At 59.7% G+C, this 17,551-nt stretch carries 17 protein-coding genes; 9 read left to right on the forward strand and 8 right to left on the reverse strand.

Going from position 1 to position 17,551, the window contains the following annotated elements:
• Nucleotides 1–10: 10 nt before the first annotated feature.
• From AC2A6O_RS07185 to AC2A6O_RS07195, 3 genes are all read right to left on the reverse strand, one after another.
• Complete coding sequence (locus AC2A6O_RS07185; protein WP_498926284.1) at nucleotides 11–967, reverse strand: TAXI family TRAP transporter solute-binding subunit; 957 nt, start codon at nucleotides 965–967, stop codon at nucleotides 11–13.
• Nucleotides 968–1,173: 206 nt separating this feature from the next.
• Nucleotides 1,174–1,941: a DUF1013 domain-containing protein gene (locus AC2A6O_RS07190; protein WP_148582959.1), complete on the reverse strand. Its 768-nt coding sequence runs from the start codon at nucleotides 1,939–1,941 to the stop codon at nucleotides 1,174–1,176.
• Nucleotides 1,942–2,096: 155 nt separating this feature from the next.
• Complete coding sequence (locus tag AC2A6O_RS07195) at nucleotides 2,097–3,101, reverse strand: NAD(P)H-quinone oxidoreductase (RefSeq protein WP_498926285.1); 1,005 nt, start codon at nucleotides 3,099–3,101, stop codon at nucleotides 2,097–2,099.
• A gap of 181 nt (nucleotides 3,102–3,282) precedes the next feature.
• Here AC2A6O_RS07195 and AC2A6O_RS07200 point away from each other — a divergent pair, with 181 nt between their 5' ends.
• Together AC2A6O_RS07200 and rcdA are read left to right on the forward strand one after the other, a co-directional pair.
• Entirely contained in the window at nucleotides 3,283–3,480 is a 198-nt protein-coding gene (locus tag AC2A6O_RS07200; RefSeq protein WP_148582961.1) for a DUF1192 domain-containing protein, read from the forward strand.
• A gap of 415 nt (nucleotides 3,481–3,895) precedes the next feature.
• Nucleotides 3,896–4,435: a protease adaptor protein RcdA gene (gene rcdA, locus AC2A6O_RS07205; protein ID WP_148582962.1), complete on the forward strand. Its 540-nt coding sequence runs from the start codon at nucleotides 3,896–3,898 to the stop codon at nucleotides 4,433–4,435.
• Nucleotides 4,436–4,789: 354 nt separating this feature from the next.
• Here the strand turns inward: rcdA and rpmE are convergent, their stop codons facing one another.
• Nucleotides 4,790–5,014 carry a 50S ribosomal protein L31 gene (gene rpmE / locus AC2A6O_RS07210; protein ID WP_006932159.1) on the reverse strand — a complete coding sequence of 75 codons (225 nt, stop codon included), beginning with the start codon at nucleotides 5,012–5,014 and terminating at the stop codon, nucleotides 4,790–4,792.
• A 320-nt stretch (nucleotides 5,015–5,334) separates the two neighbouring features.
• On the opposite strand from rpmE, the gene AC2A6O_RS07215 reads away from it, so the two are divergent.
• Complete coding sequence (locus AC2A6O_RS07215; RefSeq protein ID WP_498926286.1) at nucleotides 5,335–7,143, forward strand: ABC transporter transmembrane domain-containing protein; 1,809 nt, start codon at nucleotides 5,335–5,337, stop codon at nucleotides 7,141–7,143.
• A 64-nt stretch (nucleotides 7,144–7,207) separates the two neighbouring features.
• Here the strand turns inward: AC2A6O_RS07215 and AC2A6O_RS07220 are convergent, their stop codons facing one another.
• On the reverse strand, nucleotides 7,208–7,999 hold the full coding sequence (locus AC2A6O_RS07220) for an SDR family NAD(P)-dependent oxidoreductase (RefSeq protein WP_148582964.1): 792 nt from the start codon (nucleotides 7,997–7,999) through the stop codon (nucleotides 7,208–7,210).
• Between the two features lie 135 nt (nucleotides 8,000–8,134).
• Complete coding sequence (locus tag AC2A6O_RS07225) at nucleotides 8,135–10,042, reverse strand: propionyl-CoA synthetase (protein WP_498926287.1); 1,908 nt, start codon at nucleotides 10,040–10,042, stop codon at nucleotides 8,135–8,137.
• A 184-nt stretch (nucleotides 10,043–10,226) separates the two neighbouring features.
• Here AC2A6O_RS07225 and AC2A6O_RS07230 point away from each other — a divergent pair, with 184 nt between their 5' ends.
• Nucleotides 10,227–10,991 carry a sulfite exporter TauE/SafE family protein gene (locus AC2A6O_RS07230; protein WP_148582966.1) on the forward strand — a complete coding sequence of 255 codons (765 nt, stop codon included), beginning with the start codon at nucleotides 10,227–10,229 and terminating at the stop codon, nucleotides 10,989–10,991.
• Between the two features lie 195 nt (nucleotides 10,992–11,186).
• On the forward strand, nucleotides 11,187–12,827 hold the full coding sequence (locus AC2A6O_RS07235) for an acyl-CoA synthetase (protein ID WP_498926288.1): 1,641 nt from the start codon (nucleotides 11,187–11,189) through the stop codon (nucleotides 12,825–12,827).
• A 59-nt stretch (nucleotides 12,828–12,886) separates the two neighbouring features.
• Here the strand turns inward: AC2A6O_RS07235 and AC2A6O_RS07240 are convergent, their stop codons facing one another.
• The gene (locus AC2A6O_RS07240) at nucleotides 12,887–13,066 is read right to left on the reverse strand and encodes a YdcH family protein (protein ID WP_148582968.1); all 180 of its coding nucleotides are present in this window, start codon (nucleotides 13,064–13,066) and stop codon (nucleotides 12,887–12,889) included.
• 356 nt (nucleotides 13,067–13,422) lie between these two features.
• Here AC2A6O_RS07240 and AC2A6O_RS07245 point away from each other — a divergent pair, with 356 nt between their 5' ends.
• From AC2A6O_RS07245 to AC2A6O_RS07255, 3 genes are all read left to right on the forward strand, one after another.
• Nucleotides 13,423–13,629 (forward strand): YdcH family protein, encoded by a 207-nt coding sequence (locus AC2A6O_RS07245; RefSeq protein ID WP_023003497.1) that lies wholly within the window; start codon nucleotides 13,423–13,425, stop codon nucleotides 13,627–13,629.
• Between the two features lie 149 nt (nucleotides 13,630–13,778).
• Complete coding sequence (purE, locus tag AC2A6O_RS07250; protein ID WP_055661187.1) at nucleotides 13,779–14,267, forward strand: 5-(carboxyamino)imidazole ribonucleotide mutase; 489 nt, start codon at nucleotides 13,779–13,781, stop codon at nucleotides 14,265–14,267.
• A 27-nt stretch (nucleotides 14,268–14,294) separates the two neighbouring features.
• On the forward strand, nucleotides 14,295–15,386 hold the full coding sequence (locus tag AC2A6O_RS07255; protein WP_498926289.1) for a 5-(carboxyamino)imidazole ribonucleotide synthase: 1,092 nt from the start codon (nucleotides 14,295–14,297) through the stop codon (nucleotides 15,384–15,386).
• Nucleotides 15,387–15,475: 89 nt separating this feature from the next.
• Here AC2A6O_RS07255 and AC2A6O_RS07260 read toward each other — a convergent pair whose 3' ends face one another.
• Nucleotides 15,476–16,873 (reverse strand): MATE family efflux transporter, encoded by a 1,398-nt coding sequence (locus AC2A6O_RS07260; protein ID WP_498926290.1) that lies wholly within the window; start codon nucleotides 16,871–16,873, stop codon nucleotides 15,476–15,478.
• Between the two features lie 403 nt (nucleotides 16,874–17,276).
• On the opposite strand from AC2A6O_RS07260, the gene rpsU reads away from it, so the two are divergent.
• Entirely contained in the window at nucleotides 17,277–17,504 is a 228-nt protein-coding gene (gene rpsU, locus AC2A6O_RS07265; protein WP_008188883.1) for a 30S ribosomal protein S21, read from the forward strand.
• The last annotated feature ends 47 nt before the right edge of the window (nucleotides 17,505–17,551 follow it).

Below are 17,551 nucleotides of genomic sequence, written 5' to 3' on the forward strand. Positions count from 1 at the left end.
TTCCTGCAACTTATTTCTGGGCGTCGGTCAACTCGATGCCCGCTTCTTCATAGTAGCGCACGGCGCCCGGATGGATCTTGCCGGTGATGTTGGCCATCAGCGCCTGATCGACACCGTTCCACCACGGAGCCTCTTCTCCCATCTTGGCTTTCTCTTCCCAGAAGGTCTTGGTCAAAGCATAGGCCGTATCGTCGTCCATCGCGGTGGTCGTAAAGGCGACGACCGGCAGCGACGTGGTGGCAATGTCTTCGGCCTGACCGGCATAGGTCCCGGCCGGGATAACCAGCTTGGACCGCTTGGTTTCAGCAATCTGATCGTCGCTGAGCGAAAGCACTGTCACGTCCGTGGAAGCGGCAGCCTCGATGACATTCGGCGCGGGCCAGGAACCGGCGGTTACGAAACCGTCGATCTGACCATTCTTGAGCGCAGCGACGGCGTTGGAAAGTTCGGCGTCGGCAATATTCACCTTACCGTCCAGACCGAACATCTTGAGATATTTCTCGCCTTCCTTCGCCCCGAAAGAACCTTTGCCGAGCAGAATCGTCTTGCCTTCCATTCCGGCAAAGTCGGTCACGCCACTGTCGCCCGACATGACGAAATGCATGGTCAGCGAAGGGATCGGGAACAGAGCGCGGATTTCGTCGAATTTCGGATCGCTCTTGCCCTCGAACATGGCCTTGCCGCCCTGGGCAAGGGACACGAGCACAGGCGGCGTCGTGAACACATAGTCTCCACCGCGCGCCTTGGCTTCCATCACGTTCTGAACGGAGCCCTGGCTTTCTTCCACGGTGACAATCATGTCACCGTTGCTGCCGGCCTTGATGGCTTCCGCGATCTGGACGCCCATCTGGTAATAGGAGGATCCGGTTTTCGCGGACTTGTAGGTGATCCGCGTTTCGGCATGGGCCTGGAATGTGCCAAACGCGAGGGTCAGGCCAAAGGCAAGTTTCAAAAGTCTGTGTGTCATGAGCGTCTCCCGAATTTTTCAGGCAGACTATTGTGTGATCCGCACCGTGGCAACGCGTTTCACATCATCTGGGTACGCCTCACTACGAAAGTTCGGCACTCTGCACGCTAGGCGCGCAATCTGGAAATCCACGCCCGACGGGTCAAATAAAAACCGCCGGCTGATCCCAGCCGGCGGCTTTGAAATCTGCTGAAAACAGGAACCGATCAGCGGTTTTCTTCGGTTTCCTCGGTTTCGCCGTTTCCGTCGTCTTCCTCGCCTTCGTCCTGAGCTTCGCTTTTCAGCGAGTTCAGTTTGGCGAACACGGCGTCGGCATCGATTTCTTCTTCTTCCTCACGCTGGATCGGCTTGGAAGCATCAAGCGCGAAAGCGGCCGCAATAGCGTCTTCGCTGGTGCTGTCGTCGACGGACATCAGGGTCTCGTTAGCTTCGCCGGCAGCCGGCAACGGAGCGTTCTTCGCCGCCTTTTCGACTTCCATGTCCAGCTCAAGCTGGCTGCACAGACCCAGGGTGACCGGGTCGGACGGCGTCAGGTTGGCAGAGTTCCAGTGGGTCCGGTCGCGGATTGCGGCAATGGTCGGTTTGGTGGTGCCGACAAGACGCATGATCTGCGCGTCCTTCAGTTCCGGGTGGTTGCGCACCAGCCACAGGATCGCATTCGGACGGTCCTGACGACGGGACACAGGCGTATAACGCGGTCCCTTGCGCTTGGATTCGGGCACGACAACCTTCGACCCCTGCAGCTTCAGCTGATAGTTCGGGTCTCGCTGAGCCTTTTCGACTTCTTCACGGGAAAGCTGGCCGGTCAGGATCGGGTCAAGGCCCTTGATGCCTTGCGCGGCTTCGCCATCGGCAATGGCCTTCACTTCAAGCGGATGCAGTTTGCAGAAGGAGGCGATCTGAGTGAAACTCAGCGCGGTGTTGTCCACGAGCCAGACGGCGGTTGCCTTCGGCATAAGCGGCGTGTTCGCCATCAGATAAATTCCTCTCGTCTGCTCCCTCGCCTGGCAGGGCGAAAAAGCGGTGTTCCTTGATCAATTTCCTGGAAAGTGGCGGGAATATATGTCGAAACACACGGAAACGCAAATACTCGCGCAACAATCGCATCCACAGGGGTATCCCTGCGGCATCAGACATCTACCGTCAGGACGATTTTACCAATATGGCCAGAGCCTTCCATGCGCCGATGGGCTTCCGCAGCCTCGGTCAACGGATAGGTGGAATCCATCACCGGGGCGACTTTGCCCGATTCGAGAAGAGGCAGGACCTTCTCCGTCAGGCTTTCCGCGATCGCTGTCTTGAAGGCATCGCTGCGCGGGCGCAAGGTCGATCCGGTATGGATTAGGCGCTTGACCATCAGCCGGGAGAAATTGACGTTCTCCGCAATGCCGTTCAGCGTTGCAATCTGGCAGATACGCCCCTCGACGGCCGCCGCCTTCCAGTTCCGCTCGACATAATCTCCGCCGACCATATCCAGGATGACGTTGATACCTTCCCCACCGGTGATCTCCTGAATTGCCTCTTCGAACTTTGCCTCACGATAGTTGATGGCATGGTCCGCACCCAGCTTTCGCGCCGCCTCGGCCTTTTCAGCTGAGCCAACGGTGGTAAACACCTCCGCGCCGAAAGCCTTTGCAAGCTGGATCGCCGTCGTGCCGATACCAGACGTGCCGCCATGCACCAGGAAGCGCTCGCCGCTCGTCAGGCCGCAGCGATCGAATACATTGGTCCAGACGGTGAAAAAGGTTTCCGGAACGGCTGCCGCCTCCACCATGGAGAGCCCCTTGGGAACCGGCAGGGCGTGACCTTCCGGAGCCTTGCAGTAAGTCGCATAACCGCCACCGGGCGTCAGCGCCATCACCTTGTCGCCGATCTTGTGACGCACGGCCCCCTCTCCAAGAGCGACCACTTCGCCCGAGACCTCGAGCCCCGGAAGGTCGGACGCCCCCTTGGGCGGCGGATAGGCGCCCTTGCGCTGCAGGACATCCGGACGGTTGACGCCGGCAGCTGCCACCTTGATCAGGATCTCTCCCTGTCCCAATTCGGGAATGGGACGCTCTTCAGCACACAGAACGTCCGGCTCCCCCGGCTCTGAAATGGCAACCGCGGTCATCCGATCCGGCAGATTCTGCATGGGGAGGTTTCCTTTTTGGTTCATATTGGGACTGGCTGGGCCAATTGTGACCAGCATATGGTAAACTCGGTGTCAGTCTATTTGCAGGAAAACGGCCCGGAGTGGCAACCGCCCGATCGCACTGAAAATCATGGCAGGAAACGCGGCCAGCCCTTTCCTGGCGCCGCAGTGGAGCAAACCGATGAGCCTTTTTGACGAAGATGTCCCCAAAAAATCCACTCCCGGCACCGTTGCCGTAGGGGAAGACCTGTCGCGTCTTTCAGAGGTGGAACTTGAAGAACGGATCGATGCTTTGAAGGCTGAAATTAACCGTACCCAGAAGGAGCTTGAGCAACGCGGCACTATTCGCGATGCCGCCAACTCAATCTTCCAGAAGTGACCCTGTAAATTATTACAGTTCTTGAGCTTATGCTCTTTTTTGGCGCGCACTTACAGTAAAGCAGGTAGGTAAAAATTTACTCGTTTACCTGTTATTAATCTTTCCAAATTATAAACATAGCTATCCAGTCATCTGGATGTGAGTGGCTCCTGTCCACTCTGTTTGACGCCTCCCTGTTAAAGACTTCAGAGCCGCAACACAGCGGCTCTTTTTTTTGCCGCCGCCTCATAGTATCTTGTCAATGTTCTGGTTAATGGCCGTTTATTTTTCTGATTGGCACGCGCTTTGCTGGATACAGGCCATAAAGACCTGCATCGTTTCAAAAAGGAACATCTGAAAAGGGATGTCATATCCCGGGACAGACCAGGAAGAGATGCCAGGATAACCGGAAGAGTAATTGAGGCTTAGCAATCCTATGACGGACGACATCAAGAAAGCCGGTGAAACAGGCAGCGCAGTTCATATCGCACATCATCTTGCGAGCTCCGACAGTTTCCAGAACCTGTTTCAGGAAGGCATGTCGCTGGTCGAGGAAACCGCGATGTACCTGGACGGTAGCGGCCGCGAAGAAGCCAAGCAGCTTCCCCGCCCAGCCTCCCTGGCCTATGCGACTGAATCCATGCGCCTGACCACCCGGCTTATGCAGCTTGCCTCCTGGCTGCTGTTGCAGCGTGCGGTCAATGAAGGCGAAATGTCCCGCGAGCAGGCCGGCAGCGAGAAGAACAAGGTTCGTCTCGACAAGCTGTCCACCGCCGCAGGCGGCCCGACCTGGAACGATCTGCCGGAAACGCTGCGTGAACTGGTCGAGCGCTCCTCCCGCCTGCAGGAACGCGTCGTGCATCTCGACAAGATGCTCTACCGCAAGGAAGCCGAGCAGGTCGAAGAAGCCACCAACGACAATCCGGTCGCTTCCCAGATCGACAAGCTGCACGCCGCATTCGGCAAGTTCGCCTGAAGCCGCTCAGACACTTTCAAATCCGGAAAGCCGCCGCAGGGCGGCTTTTTTGTTTTGAGTGAGAGCCTGCGCCGGATGCCGGTGCAGCCCCGGGGCATCACCCAGGATAGACAAAGCGCAGATCCGGGGCCTATTCACCGCTCCGCTCGCCGGAGCAGGCAACGCTATCCTTCCCGCGAACGTCCATCCATTCCGGAGCTCTGGCCAGCTCTCTGAAAACGAGTAGGCCCCGGGGTCTCGCGGTGCTCGCCCTCGGTGCCCCTCCTGAACTTGCTGCACGTTCTGCGGTCGCTCCAAACACAAAAAACCCGGCCACTGGCCGGGTTTTTCGTTTGAAGCTGTCGTGGCCGAGGCTTAGGAGCCCAGGAAACCAGCGAACTTGTTCTTGAAGCGAGACACGCGGCCGCCACGGTCCATCAACTGACGGTCGCCGCCGGTCCATGCCGGGTGGGACGTCGGGTCGATGTCGAGCGTCAGTGTGTCGCCTTCCGCACCATAGGTGGAGCGGGTGGTGTATTCGGTGCCATCGGTCATGACGACCTTGATGGTGTGGTAGTCGGGATGAATATCCGCTTTCATGGCCGGTCCTTTCAAGCGCCCTGCGACAACCTTCAGGGAAAGCCGCCAAGCAAACGCAAAACGAAGTGAGGGGCCGCCGATCCGGTTGCGGACGCCGCCCTCAGAAACATGAGGCGGGGATATACCTCATGGCGGGGGTCAAGACAAGGGGCAAATTCCCGCAATTTCCCGCTCTGTCCAGCAAAGGATTTCCGCCCCTTGCAGTCCTGCCCTGCTTTCGTCCGACAAAGCTGTTTCAAAGCCCTCCAACAGCTTTGTCCAAAGTCATTGTCCGCCGGGCGGAACATGTTAAGACGGGGGGAAAGAACAAGGAGACCCCAGTGGCCGACGCCCCTGCCAATGAAACCCAGTCCCCATCCGGAAAATCCCGCAGATCGCTTCGCCCGCTCACCCGCCTGCTGCCCTATCTCTTCCGATACAAGGGCATGGTCGCGGCAGCGATTGCAGCTCTGTTCTCCGCAGCGGTCATCACGCTGATTCTGCCAGCGGCCGTCCGCCGGATGATCGACTTCGGTTTCGGTGCCGACGATCCCGCGCTGGTCAATTCCTATTTTGCCGTTCTGATCGGCGTGGTCTGTGCGCTCGCAACGGCCAGTTCCGTCCGCTATTTCCTGGTCATGTGGATTGGCGAACGTGTCGTGACCGATGTGCGCGCCGACGTTTTTTCCCACATGACCCGGCTCAGCCCGGTTTTTTACGACAGCGCCAAATCAGGTGAGATTCTTTCGCGCCTGACGGCCGACACCACCCAGATCAAGGCTGCCTTCGGCTCCAGCGCATCACTCGCCATGCGCAACCTGATCATGTTCCTGGGCGCCGCGGTGATGATGGTGGTCACCAGTCCACGTCTGTCCGTCATCGTGCTGGCGGCAATTCCGGTCATTCTCGTTCCCATCCTCGGCTTTGGCCGGCAGGTGCGCAAACGCTCCCGCTTCGCCCAGGACACGCTGGCTGACGCGTCAGCCTATGCCAGCGAGATGCTGGGCTCTGTCCGCACCTTGCAGGCCTTCACTCATGAAAGCCTCAGTGCAGGCCGCTACTCGGACGCCGTCAACCAGGCCTTCCAGGCTGCCCGTCAGGCAATCGTCGCCCGCGCTGCGCTTACCGGCTTTGCCATCATGGTGATTGGAGCCAGCATTGTCGCCGTTCTGTGGATCGGTGCGAGCGATGTCTTCGCCGGCAGGATCACCGGCGGTGAACTCAGCCAGTTCCTGCTCTATTCCATTCTGGCTGCCGGGTCCCTGGCCGCCCTTTCCGAGGTCTGGGGCGAACTATCGCAGGCGGCCGGCGCAGCCGAACGCCTGTCGGAGCTTCTGGAAATCGAGCCGGAAATTGCTGCGCCCGCGAACCCTGTCCAACTGCCCGCGACACCGCGCGGCGAGATCGTCTTTGAGGACGTGTCCTTCGCCTATCGCAACGCGGAAAAGATGCCTGTCGTTCGCGACCTCAGCCTCACTGTTTCACCGGGTGAGACCGTCGCAGTTGTCGGGCCGTCCGGCGCAGGCAAGTCCACCCTGTTCAGCCTGTTGATGCGGTTCTACGATCCGGTTTCGGGTGTCATCCGCCTCAATGGCGCCGCCTTGCCCGACCTCGATCCGGAAGACCTGCGCCGCCATATCGCACTGGTGCCTCAGGACACGGCCATCTTTGGCGCCAGCATTGCGGAAAACATCGCCTACGGTCGGCCCGAGGCCAGCCGCGACGATGTGATCGCGGCAGCGGAAGCCGCACTGGCCGCGCCCTTCATCGAAAAGATGACGGATGGCTACGACACGATGGTCGGCGAGCGCGGCATCACCCTGTCCGGTGGCCAGCGCCAACGCATTGCCATCGCCCGTGCCGTCCTGAAGCATGCCCCTGTACTGCTGCTCGACGAAGCCACCAGCGCTCTGGACGCGGAAAGCGAAAACCTGGTTCAGCAAGCCCTCGACCGGCTGATGGAAAACCGGACCACGCTGGTGATCGCCCACCGGCTGGCAACGGTCCTCAAGGCAGACCGGATCGTTGTGATGGAAAACGGCCGGATCGTCGAAACCGGGACGCACAGCGAACTGACGGCGGCCGGTGGCCTCTATGCCAAGCTTGCCCGGTTGCAGTTTGGCGCCGAGCTGGACGTTGAAAACGCATAACCCTTCAAACGAAAAAAGGGCGGCATGATCGCCGCCCTGTCTCAGTCACGAAATTCGAACTCGATCACGCGTCATCGGGAACCGCAACCGTGTAGTTGAGCGGCATACGGCCACCGTCGGCGAAGATGGTCTGGCCGGTGACGTAACTTGCATCGCTGGAGGCCAGGAAGGCCGCAACGCTTGCAATTTCGGACGGTTCGCCGACACGCAGCATCGGCGTCCGCGACAGGATGCGGTTCTTGGCAGCCGGATCGCTGTTTACCGACGCCAGCATCTCGGTCATGATCGAGCCTGGCCCGATGGCGTTGACGCGGATACCATATTGGGCGAGCGACAGGGCCGTCGTCTTGGTCAACTGCGACATGCCACCCTTGGAAACGCAATAGGGGATCTGATTCGGGATTGCGAGCACCGAATTGACCGACGACATATTGACGATACAGCCCGGCTCACCGCCGTTCTGCACCTTTTCAACCATGTGGCGGGCAACGGCCTGCGAGCACAGGAAAGCCCCTTTCAGGTTGATCGAAAGGACGCGCTCGAAATCCTCTTCTTCCAGGTCGAGGAAATCCGCTCCGACCACGATGCCGGCATTGTTGACCAGCACATCGATATCGCCATAGGCATTCAGAGTCTCGGCAACCAGATTGCGGACATCCAGACGTTCGGCGACGTTGCAATGGATATACATCGCCTCGCCTAGCGATTTCAGATCTTCTGCCGCAGCTTCACCTGTCTCGTCATCCACATCGGCTATCACGACTTTCGCGCCATCGGCGACAAAGCGCTTGGCAACTGCAAATCCGATCCCCCGGGCTGCCCCGGTGATGATGGCGACCTTATTTTCCAAAGACACGGAAACCTCACGGCTGCTTGAGTTTAAATCTGACACGCAAAAAACGCGGGCCGCTTCGCGGCGGCCCGACCTTAAGTGTCAAAAACGGCTATGTCGATGGCCGTTGTCGTCCTCCAGCTGCGTCACCTGGTCAATTCAAACGGAAATTCCGTGTGTTTTGAGCGCTTCGGTGATCTCGTCCAGAATGGCCGGATCGTCGATCGTCGCCGGCATTTTCCAGGTTTCGCCATCGGCAATCTGCCGCATCGTGCCGCGCAGGATCTTGCCGGAGCGCGTTTTCGGCAGCCGGTCGACCGTGATTGCGATCTTGAACGCCGCCACCGGGCCGATCTTTTCACGTACCAGCTTCACGAGTTCCTTCTCGATCTCCTCATGGGTCCGGTCGACACCGGCCTTCAGCACCACGAAACCGCAGGGAAGCTGTCCTTTCAGCTTGTCCGCGATGCCGATGACGGCGCATTCGGCAACATCGGGATGCGTTGCCAGCACCTCTTCCATCCCCCCTGTCGACAGACGGTGACCGGCGACGTTGATGATGTCGTCCGTCCGCGCCATGATCGACAGATAGCCGTCATCGTCGATTATCCCTGCGTCCGCGGTCTTGTAGTAACCGGGAAACTCGGCGAGATAGGCATCGAAGAACCGCTTGTCGGCGTTCCAGAGCGTCGGCAAGGCCCCAGGCGGCAACGGCAACTGCACAACGATGTTACCGAGCGTATTTGCCCCCAGCGGATGGCCGGCATCGTCAAGCACCTGAACGTCGTAACCGGGCATGGGCACGGTCGGCGAACCGGGCTTGACCGGCAACTGGCCGAGGCCCACAGGGTTGCCGACGATGCACCAGCCGGTTTCCGTCTGCCACCAGTGATCGATCACCGGCACCCGCAACTGGTCGATGGCCCAGTTGACCGTTTCTGGGTCCGCACGCTCCCCGGCAAGAAACAGCGACCGGAACTGCGACAGATCATATTGTTGAATGAACGCGCCGTTCGGATCTTCCTTGCGAATCGCCCTGAAGGCTGTTGGCGCCGTGAACAGAGACACGACGTTGTGGTCGGAAATGACCCGCCAGAACGTGCCCGCGTCCGGCGTCCCCACCGGCTTGCCTTCGAAGACGATGGTGGTGCAGCCGTGCAGCAGCGGTGCATAACAGATGTAGGAATGACCGACGACCCAGCCGACGTCGGACGCCGCCCAGAACACTTCACCCGGCTGGATGTCGTAAAGGTTCTTCATCGACCACTTCAGCGCCACCATATGGCCGCCGTTGTCGCGCACGACGCCCTTCGGCTGGCCGGTCGTACCGGAAGTGTAAAGAATATAGAGCGGATCGGTTGCCTTGACCGGAACCGGCGCGATCCTGCGCCCCGCCGCGATGGCTTCCGCCTGAAGCGCGCCGAGATCGTGGTCCCTCCCCGGATTGATATCGGCTGCCAGTTCCTCACGCTGGAACACGAAACAGCTTTCCGGCTTGTGTCCGGCAATATCGATGGCCTGATCGATCAGCGGCTTGTAGGCAATCACCCTGCCCGGCTCGAGGCCGCAGGAGGCCGCGATGATCGCCTTCGGGGTCGCATCATCGATCCGCGTTGCCAGCTCGTTGGCGGCAAACCCGCCGAAGACGACGGAATGGATGACACCGAGACGTGCGCACGCCAGCATCGCCATCACCGCCTGGGGGATCATCGGCATATAGATGATGGCCCGATCACCCTTGACGAGTCCGCGGTCGGCCAGCACGCAGGCCATGGCCTCCACTTCCTCCAGCAGCTCTGCATAGGTGTAGGAGGCCGTGCGGCCGGTAATCGGGCTGTCGTAGATAAGCGCCGGCTGGCCGGGACGGCCGCGCTCCACATGCCTGTCCAGGCAATTGTAGCAGGTGTTGCACTCCCAGTCCGGATACCAGCGGCCATATTGCCCCTGATCCGGGTCGAACACCTTCTCCCCCGTCGAGACCCAGTCGATTTCCTCTGCGGCGTCCTTCCAGAACCCGAGCGGGTCCTGCTTCCAGCCTTGGTAGATCTCTTGATACCGGCTTGCCATGACAATGTCCTCCCAAACACAGGCCGGAAACACAGCTCCAGCTTTTGCGGTCTAGAGTGATGTATGGGAACCTGAAATTGCAAGCCTCCGCTTATAGGCAATTCGACTGTCGGGACTTTACGTAGGCACTCTGGCATGATTGTCTGCCGGACTTGTCTCTTCTATTCCTCGCGTTTTTCGGCACATGATTCCCATTTCAGATCCCTGGTTCTATGCGGCCGCCATTCCATCGGTCTTTCTGGTCGGTCTGTCCAAGGGCGGGTTCGGCGGCACTTTCGCCATGCTTGGCGTGCCGATCATGGCGCTGGTCATTTCCCCGCTTCAGGCGGCCGGCATCATGTTGCCGATCCTGATCGTCATGGACGTTGTCGCGCTCATCGCCTATCGCGGCCGGGCGGACTGGAAAAGCCTGACCATCCTGCTGCCCGCCGCCGCGATTGGCATCGGCATCGGCTGGGCCACCGCAGCTTATGTAAACGACGCCTTCGTCATCTTCCTGATCGGCATCATGTCGCTGGCCTTCGTCGCAGACTATCTTTTCAAGCAGCGCAAGGCCACCACTGCCAGTGGCCACAACCTGCCCAAAGGCACGTTCTGGGGTGCGATAGCCGGGTTCACCAGCTTCATCAGCCACACTGGCGGCCCACCCTTTCAGATGTATATGCTGCCTCTGCGTTTGGCGCCGCTGATGTTCGCCGGAACGGCGGTCATCTTTTTCGCCGCCGTAAACGCCATCAAACTGGTGCCCTATTTCCTGCTGGGACAATTCGACGCCACCAACCTGTCGACCTCCGTCATGCTGTTTCCCGTGGCCCTGGTGGCAACCCTTGTCGGGGTTTGGCTGGTGCGCGTCGTCAAGGCGGAAATGTTCTACGCCGTCATCTATATCTTCATGGGCCTGATCGGTGCCAAGCTGACCTATGACGGACTGATGGGCCTGCTTGCCTGAACCGGCGGACACAGCGGATCGTCAAAGGGGATAGCCCTGCCAATGATCGATTGCGCGGCAAACCGTTTCCGGTTTTGATACGGCGAAAATCAACCGGCTGCCGAGCCTTGCACACGCGGCGAAGGAGCGGTTGATCGGTCTCAGGACGTTTTCAGCATCCCGCGCCCCATGTGCCGGCAGGATGCTTCAGGGAGGATGGTCATGGATGCCAGCGTCAACCCCTTCACCCAGGGTCTCGACAAGAACACCGCCAATTACGCACCGCTCAGCCCGTTGAGCTTTCTGGCACGGGCGGCAGATGTCTTTCCCGATACGATTGCAATCGTCCACGGCCGTCAGCGGACCGACTACCGGACGTTTTATCGGCGTGCGCGTCAGCTTGGCTCTGCATTGACACGGCTTGGCATCGGCAAGAACGATACGGTCAGCGTCATGCTGTCAAATGTGCCGCCAATGCTGGAGGCCCATTACGGGGTACCGATGGCGGGCGCCGTGCTGCATTCCATGAACACACGTCTGGACGCGGCAATCATCGCCTTCCAGCTCGATCATGCCGATTGCAAGGTGCTGATCACCGATCGCGAATATGCGCCGGTCGTCAAGGAAGCCCTGTCGATCGCAACGGTGACCCCGACCGTGATCGACTTTTCCGACACGCAGTTCCCGCAGGACGGCGAACGGCTCGGCAGCCTCGACTACGAGGAATTTCTGCAATCGGGCGATCCGGAGTTCGACTGGTCGCTGCCCGATGACGAATGGGATGCGATCGCGCTCAACTACACCTCCGGCACAACGGGCAATCCCAAGGGCGTGGTCTATCACCACCGCGGCGCTTATCTGCTGGCCCAGGCAAACGTCATCACGGCCTCGATGGCCAAGCACCCGGTCTATCTGTGGACCTTGCCGATGTTCCACTGCAACGGCTGGTGCTTTCCCTGGTCGCTATCGCTTGTTGCCGGCACGCATGTGTGCTTGCGCTGGGTCCGGCCGCAAACCATGTGGGAACTGATCGCCGAGGAAGGCGTCACCCATCTGTGCGGCGCGCCGATCATCATGTCGACGCTCCTCAACGCGGCCCCTGAGCACAAGCGCGACCTGGACCGCGAAGTGGAATTCTTCACGGCAGCCGCCCCGCCGCCGGAAAGCGTGCTGGCCGCCATGAAAACCGCCGGCTTCAACGTCACCCATCTTTACGGCCTCACCGAAGTCTACGGCCCGGCGGTCGTCAATGACTGGAAGCGAGAGTGGAACGATCTGCCGTTGGACGAACAGGCGCAGAAAAAGGCGCGTCAGGGTGTGCGCTATGTCGCGCTGGAGGGCCTGACGGTGCTCGACCCGGAAACGCTGGCGCCAGTGCCCGCCGATGGCGAGACACTTGGCGAGGTCATGTTCCGTGGCAATGTCGTCATGAAGGGGTACCTGAAAAACCCGGAAGCCACCGAAAAGGCCTTCGAGGGCGGCTGGTTCCATTCAGGAGACCTCGGCGTGCTGCATCCAGACGGCTATGTCCAGTTGAAGGACCGCTCCAAGGACATCATCATCTCCGGCGGTGAAAACATCTCGTCCATTGAAGTGGAAGAAGTGCTCTACAAGCACGGCGACGTGCAGGCAGTCGCAGTGGTCGCCAAACCGGATGAAAAATGGGGCGAGACCCCCTGCGCCTTCGTCGAGCTCAAGGACGGCGCAACCGTGAGCGAAGCCGATCTGATTGCCTTCTGCAGGCAGCATCTTGCCGGTTTCAAGGCACCGAGAACCCTCGTCTTCTGTGAACTGCCCAAGACCTCGACGGGCAAGATCCAGAAATTCGCGCTGCGGGATCAGGCAAAAGCACTTTAAGGGGACGAAAACAAAAACGCCGCGCGGTGCGCGGCGTTTACATTCAGGACGACGCCCCTCTAATGGAGCGTTTCATTTTCCCGTATTCGCGTAATCTCATCCTTGATCTTGAGCTTTTGACGTTTCATGTCAGCCAATTGCAGAGAGTCTGTACTCGGACGTATCTGAGCGTCTTCAATCTTGCGTTCCATTTCCGCGTGACGGCGCTCAAGTTCTGCGAGATGCGACTGCATTGACATGGATGTCCTCCTGTCTGTTGGCTCAACATTTTCATCGTGCCACAGGAATTCCGGCGTTGTCGATTGCTGATTACGCATACCTTGAGCGTTTCGCCGTCAAATAATGCATTCTCGCAGGTATCCTTACGAAACCCTAAAGACGCCCCACCGATTAAGTCCCCGAAAACTCACGAAAATTGCCCTTGAAAGATTTGCCAATTCACAAGTTTTCAACATACGAAATCGTGACCGTCCCGCCCTGTTCGCTTTGCGAATGCACCCGATTTTTGAAAACCGGCTCCTGGCGGAGCAAAGATGATAGCTTGCCCGTGATCGGCAAAATGGATTAGGACTTATCTCCTGTTTAGGGGACATAGATGGCGCAGATGGATAGTGATGCGTTGCGTTTGCAACTGGCGCAGCTTCGCCAGGAACACAGAGATCTTGACGCGGCCGTAGAGGCACTTGCCTCAACTTCGAACCAAGATGCCTTGCAACTGCAGCGGCTGAAAAAGAAGAAACTGATGATCAAGGACCGGATCACAGCGCTGGAGGACCAGCTCTTTCCCGACATCATCGCCTGACCCTTTTCCGCCACGGGAGCTCCCACATAGGCGGCACGTTCCCTGAAAGTGAATTTCCGGCCCGGTCGTAGCGGATTCGCGCTTGCGATGCGCGGCTTGCTGCCTATACTCCGCGGCTCTTCTGAGCCTGCCGGAAACTGGAGCACTTTATGGCAAAAGCGGATGTCGCCATCATCATGGGCAGTCAATCGGACTGGCCGACTATGAAACACGCCGCCGACACGCTGGACCAACTGGGCGTCAGCTACGAGGCACGCATCGTCTCCGCGCACCGCACACCGGACAGGATGTACGACTTCGCCAAGAGCGCGAAGGCCGAAGGCTTCAAGATCATCATCGCAGGCGCAGGTGGCGCCGCCCATCTTCCGGGTATGACCGCCGCGCTCACACCACTTCCCGTCTTTGGCGTGCCGGTTGAAAGCAAGGCGCTTTCTGGCGAGGACAGCCTGTTGTCCATCGTGCAGATGCCCGCAGGCATTCCGGTGGGCACGCTGGCGATCGGCAAGGCCGGTGCGACCAACGCTGCGCTTCTGGCCGCTGCCGTTCTGGCGCTGCACGATCCTGCAATCGATGCCGCGCTCACCGCGTTCCGCGCCGAACGCACTGCCGCCGTCGCCGAAACGCCATCCAACGACTGACTTAGCCCTTCTGGCAGGATCCACATCATGAGCGCCAAAACCCGTTTGAGCCCCGGCGACACCATCGGCATTCTTGGTGGAGGCCAGCTCGGCCGGATGCTGGCGCAATCAGCTGCCAGCCTCGGTCTGAAGACACATATCTTCTGTCCGGACCCGAACAGTCCCGCCTTCGACGTCAGTGCCGCCTATACGGTTGCCGCCTATGAGGACATCGACGCGCTAGACCTCTTCGCGTCCTCCGTCGCCGCGGTGACCTATGAATTCGAGAATGTGCCGGGGGCGACCGCGGCCCATCTGGATGCCAGGGTTCCGGTGCGCCCAGGCGTTCGCGCGCTTGAAGTATCCCAGGATCGGCTGTTCGAAAAAGAATTTCTGTCCGGCACGGGTGTCGCCATTGCCGACTTTGCCGACATCGCCTCGCAGCAGGATCTAGACGAGGCCGTTGCCCGCTTCGGCGGCAAGGGCGTTCTGAAGACCCGCCGCTTCGGCTATGACGGCAAGGGCCAGCAGATGATCCGCAAGCCCGAGGATGCCGAAGGCGCCTTTGAAAAACTCGGCTCCGTGCCAATGGTGCTGGAAGCGCTGATCCCGTTCGAATGTGAAGTCTCGGTGATCGTCGCCCGCGACCTGGACGGAACCATTGCCTGTTATGACGTAGCGCGGAACCACCACGAGAATCACATCCTGAAAACCTCGACCGTTCCGGCAGGCGTTTCCGGGCAAACGATGGATGCCGCCCGCGAAATGGCCGGGCAGATCGTCGCCGGCCTAGAGTATGTCGGTGTCATGGGCGTTGAAATGTTTCTGGTCCGCGAGGGCGCTGGCGAAAGGCTGCTGGTCAACGAGATCGCACCGCGTGTGCACAACTCCGGCCACTGGACACAGGACGCCTGCCTGACGTCGCAATTCGACCAGCACATCCGCGCCGTGGCCGGCTGGCCTCTGGGCTCCGCCGAGCGGCATTCGGATGCGGTCATGGAAAACCTCATCGGCTTCGACGCCGATACCTGGCAGGATGTCCTGATCGAGCCTGCTGCCCGTCTGCATCTTTATGGCAAGGCCGAAACCCGGGAAGGCCGCAAGATGGGCCACGTCAACCGGATTTCCGGAAAGTCCTGACCTGGATCAGCCGATAGATGTTTGAAAAGCCCCGGCCTTGAGCCGGGGCTTTTTGTTGTGGCGCCGCGCCGCCGCCTAAGCGGCACGCCTCAGCCCGGCACGAGGCCCAGCTTCTCCCGCCGGGCAAAGCGCAGGTTCGCCAGCACCGCAACGGACGCAAGACCGCCAGCCAGCCCGCACCAGACGCCCACTCCGCCCCACTCGGCTACAAACCCCAGTCCAAGCGACAGGCTGATGCCGACGACCCAATAACCAAACAGGGCATAGAACAGCGGGATTGTCGTGTCCCCCAGGCCGCGCAGATTGTTGACGCCGATAATCTGGCCACCGTCTGCAAGCTGGAACAGCGCCGCCACCATCAGGAACGAAACCCCATAGGTCATGACTTCCCTGGCTTCCGGATCGCTCAGGTCGAGATACGCGCCCACAAGCTGCTCCGGGATCGTCCAGAACAGGATGGCGAAGAAGCCCATGAACAGCATGGTCACGGCCAGCGCCGTCCAGCCGGCGCGGCCAACCCCCTTGTGATCGTCCCGGCCGGAGGCAAGGCTGACGCGGGTCATGGCGGCCACGGACAGCCCGACGGGCACCATGAACGTGATGGACGCGATCTGCAGCGCAATGCCGTGTCCGGCAAGCGGCAATGTGCCCAGCCAGCCGATCATGACCGATGAGGCGGTGAAAAGAGATCCTTCGGCAATGATGGTCAGCGCAATCGGTGTGCCCAGCCGGACGATCTGGAAAAAGACCGGCCAGTCCGACCGCCATATCCGGCCAAGTATGTTGTAGCGCCGCAGCTTGGGATGCAGCATGGCGTAAGCCAGCAGGAACAGGAATGTCGTGGCCGAGCTCAAGACGGACGCAATCCCCGCTCCCACCAGCTCCAGACGCGGAAAGCCCCACTCGCCGAAGATCAGCACATAATCCAGAAAAGCGTTTGCAACAGCGCCGGCAATGGTCGCCCAGAGCACGACCTGCGTGCGTTCCATAACCGTCAGGAAGCCGCGGACGGCCATGATCAGCAACGCTGGCAACATCGTCCACTGCAGGAAGGCCATATAGATACCGGCAAGCCTGGCAAGCTCCGGCTCCTGCCCGAGCAGCAGAAGTATCGGCTCGATAAACAGAAGAACACCCCAGATAGGGATGCAGAACAGGACCGAAATCCAGAACCCCATGCGCACGGCACGGCGCAGGTCACGCGGTTTGCGCTGACCACGGGCACGGGCGGCAAGCGGGATCACAGCCTGCAGCAAGCCCATGCCGAAGAACCAGACCAGCATGTAGAAATTGAACGCCAGCACGGAGGCAGCAAGTTCCTGCGCGCCAAGCCGTCCGATCATCAGCACGTCGGTGGTGTTGATGGCCATCTGGGCCAACTGGGCGCCTGCCAACGGCAAACCCAATGTAAGAGTCGGCTGAATGTCGCTCCGCCAAAGGGACTGGCTCTTGTCCGAATCGGGAGCCCTTGACGCGTGCTGCGCCATAGTTTCCTCCAACTATGAGGGCAAGGTCATGCCTTCTTGTACGAGGCTCAATTGACCAGGGTGAGACATCCACCTCTAGTCGTGATACACTACCGTGTCCACACCTGTTCTGAGGGGTGCGGCCACTCTCCGGCCTAGCCGCCGGAATCCGATTTTGGCGGATTTCTTTGCGAAAGCCTGTGGACACGTAGGGTTTGCTCTGGTATTAACCCCGCCAAAGTGAGCGACGCGTCAGCGGCGATAAGGTCTCTGTACACAAGTGGATGCTTGATTGATCGGTACGCCGATGGGCATACGCATGTGTTGTTGAAACCACCGTAAGGTTCGTTGGCGAAGCCTCGCTTCCATCATTGTTCTTCTTGCTGCGGATCCTCTGCAGCGCATCGAAAACGGGAAAAAACGCGTGCAGGTTCTGGTTCGCGACAATAATGTCGATCAAGCGCTTAAGGCGCTCAAGAAAAAGATGCAGCGCGAAGGCATCTTCCGTGAAATGAAACTTCGCGGTCATTTTGAAAAACCGTCTGAAAAGAAGGCGCGTGAAAAGGCTGAAGCAATTCGCCGTGCACGCAAGCTGGCTCGCAAGCGGGCACAGCGTGAAGGCCTGCTTCCGGGCAAGTCCGCTCGCCGCTAAGTTCGGCTTGAGCGTTCCTGGCGGGTTTGGCCGCCAATCTTCTCAAA

The organism is Labrenzia sp. ATLA3, from assembly GCF_057180185.1.

Bases quoted from the DNA above. Each gene is read 5' to 3' on its own strand.
- AC2A6O_RS07185 (WP_498926284.1), bottom strand. From the start codon at position 967: ATGACACACAGACTTTTGAAACTTGCCTTTGGCCTGACCCTCGCGTTT.
- AC2A6O_RS07190 (WP_148582959.1), bottom strand. From the start codon at position 1,941: ATGGCGAACACGCCGCTTATGCCGAAGGCAACCGCCGTCTGGCTCGTG.
- AC2A6O_RS07195 (WP_498926285.1), bottom strand. From the start codon at position 3,101: ATGCAGAATCTGCCGGATCGGATGACCGCGGTTGCCATTTCAGAGCCG.
- AC2A6O_RS07200 (WP_148582961.1), top strand. From the start codon at position 3,283: ATGAGCCTTTTTGACGAAGATGTCCCCAAAAAATCCACTCCCGGCACC.
- rcdA (WP_148582962.1), top strand. From the start codon at position 3,896: ATGACGGACGACATCAAGAAAGCCGGTGAAACAGGCAGCGCAGTTCAT.
- rpmE (WP_006932159.1), bottom strand. From the start codon at position 5,014: ATGAAAGCGGATATTCATCCCGACTACCACACCATCAAGGTCGTCATG.
- AC2A6O_RS07225 (WP_498926287.1), bottom strand. From the start codon at position 10,042: ATGGCAAGCCGGTATCAAGAGATCTACCAAGGCTGGAAGCAGGACCCG.
- AC2A6O_RS07230 (WP_148582966.1), top strand. From the start codon at position 10,227: ATGATTCCCATTTCAGATCCCTGGTTCTATGCGGCCGCCATTCCATCG.
- AC2A6O_RS07235 (WP_498926288.1), top strand. From the start codon at position 11,187: ATGGTCATGGATGCCAGCGTCAACCCCTTCACCCAGGGTCTCGACAAG.
- AC2A6O_RS07240 (WP_148582968.1), bottom strand. From the start codon at position 13,066: ATGTCAATGCAGTCGCATCTCGCAGAACTTGAGCGCCGTCACGCGGAA.
- AC2A6O_RS07245 (WP_023003497.1), top strand. From the start codon at position 13,423: ATGGCGCAGATGGATAGTGATGCGTTGCGTTTGCAACTGGCGCAGCTT.
- purE (WP_055661187.1), top strand. From the start codon at position 13,779: ATGGCAAAAGCGGATGTCGCCATCATCATGGGCAGTCAATCGGACTGG.
- AC2A6O_RS07255 (WP_498926289.1), top strand. From the start codon at position 14,295: ATGAGCGCCAAAACCCGTTTGAGCCCCGGCGACACCATCGGCATTCTT.
- AC2A6O_RS07260 (WP_498926290.1), bottom strand. From the start codon at position 16,873: ATGGCGCAGCACGCGTCAAGGGCTCCCGATTCGGACAAGAGCCAGTCC.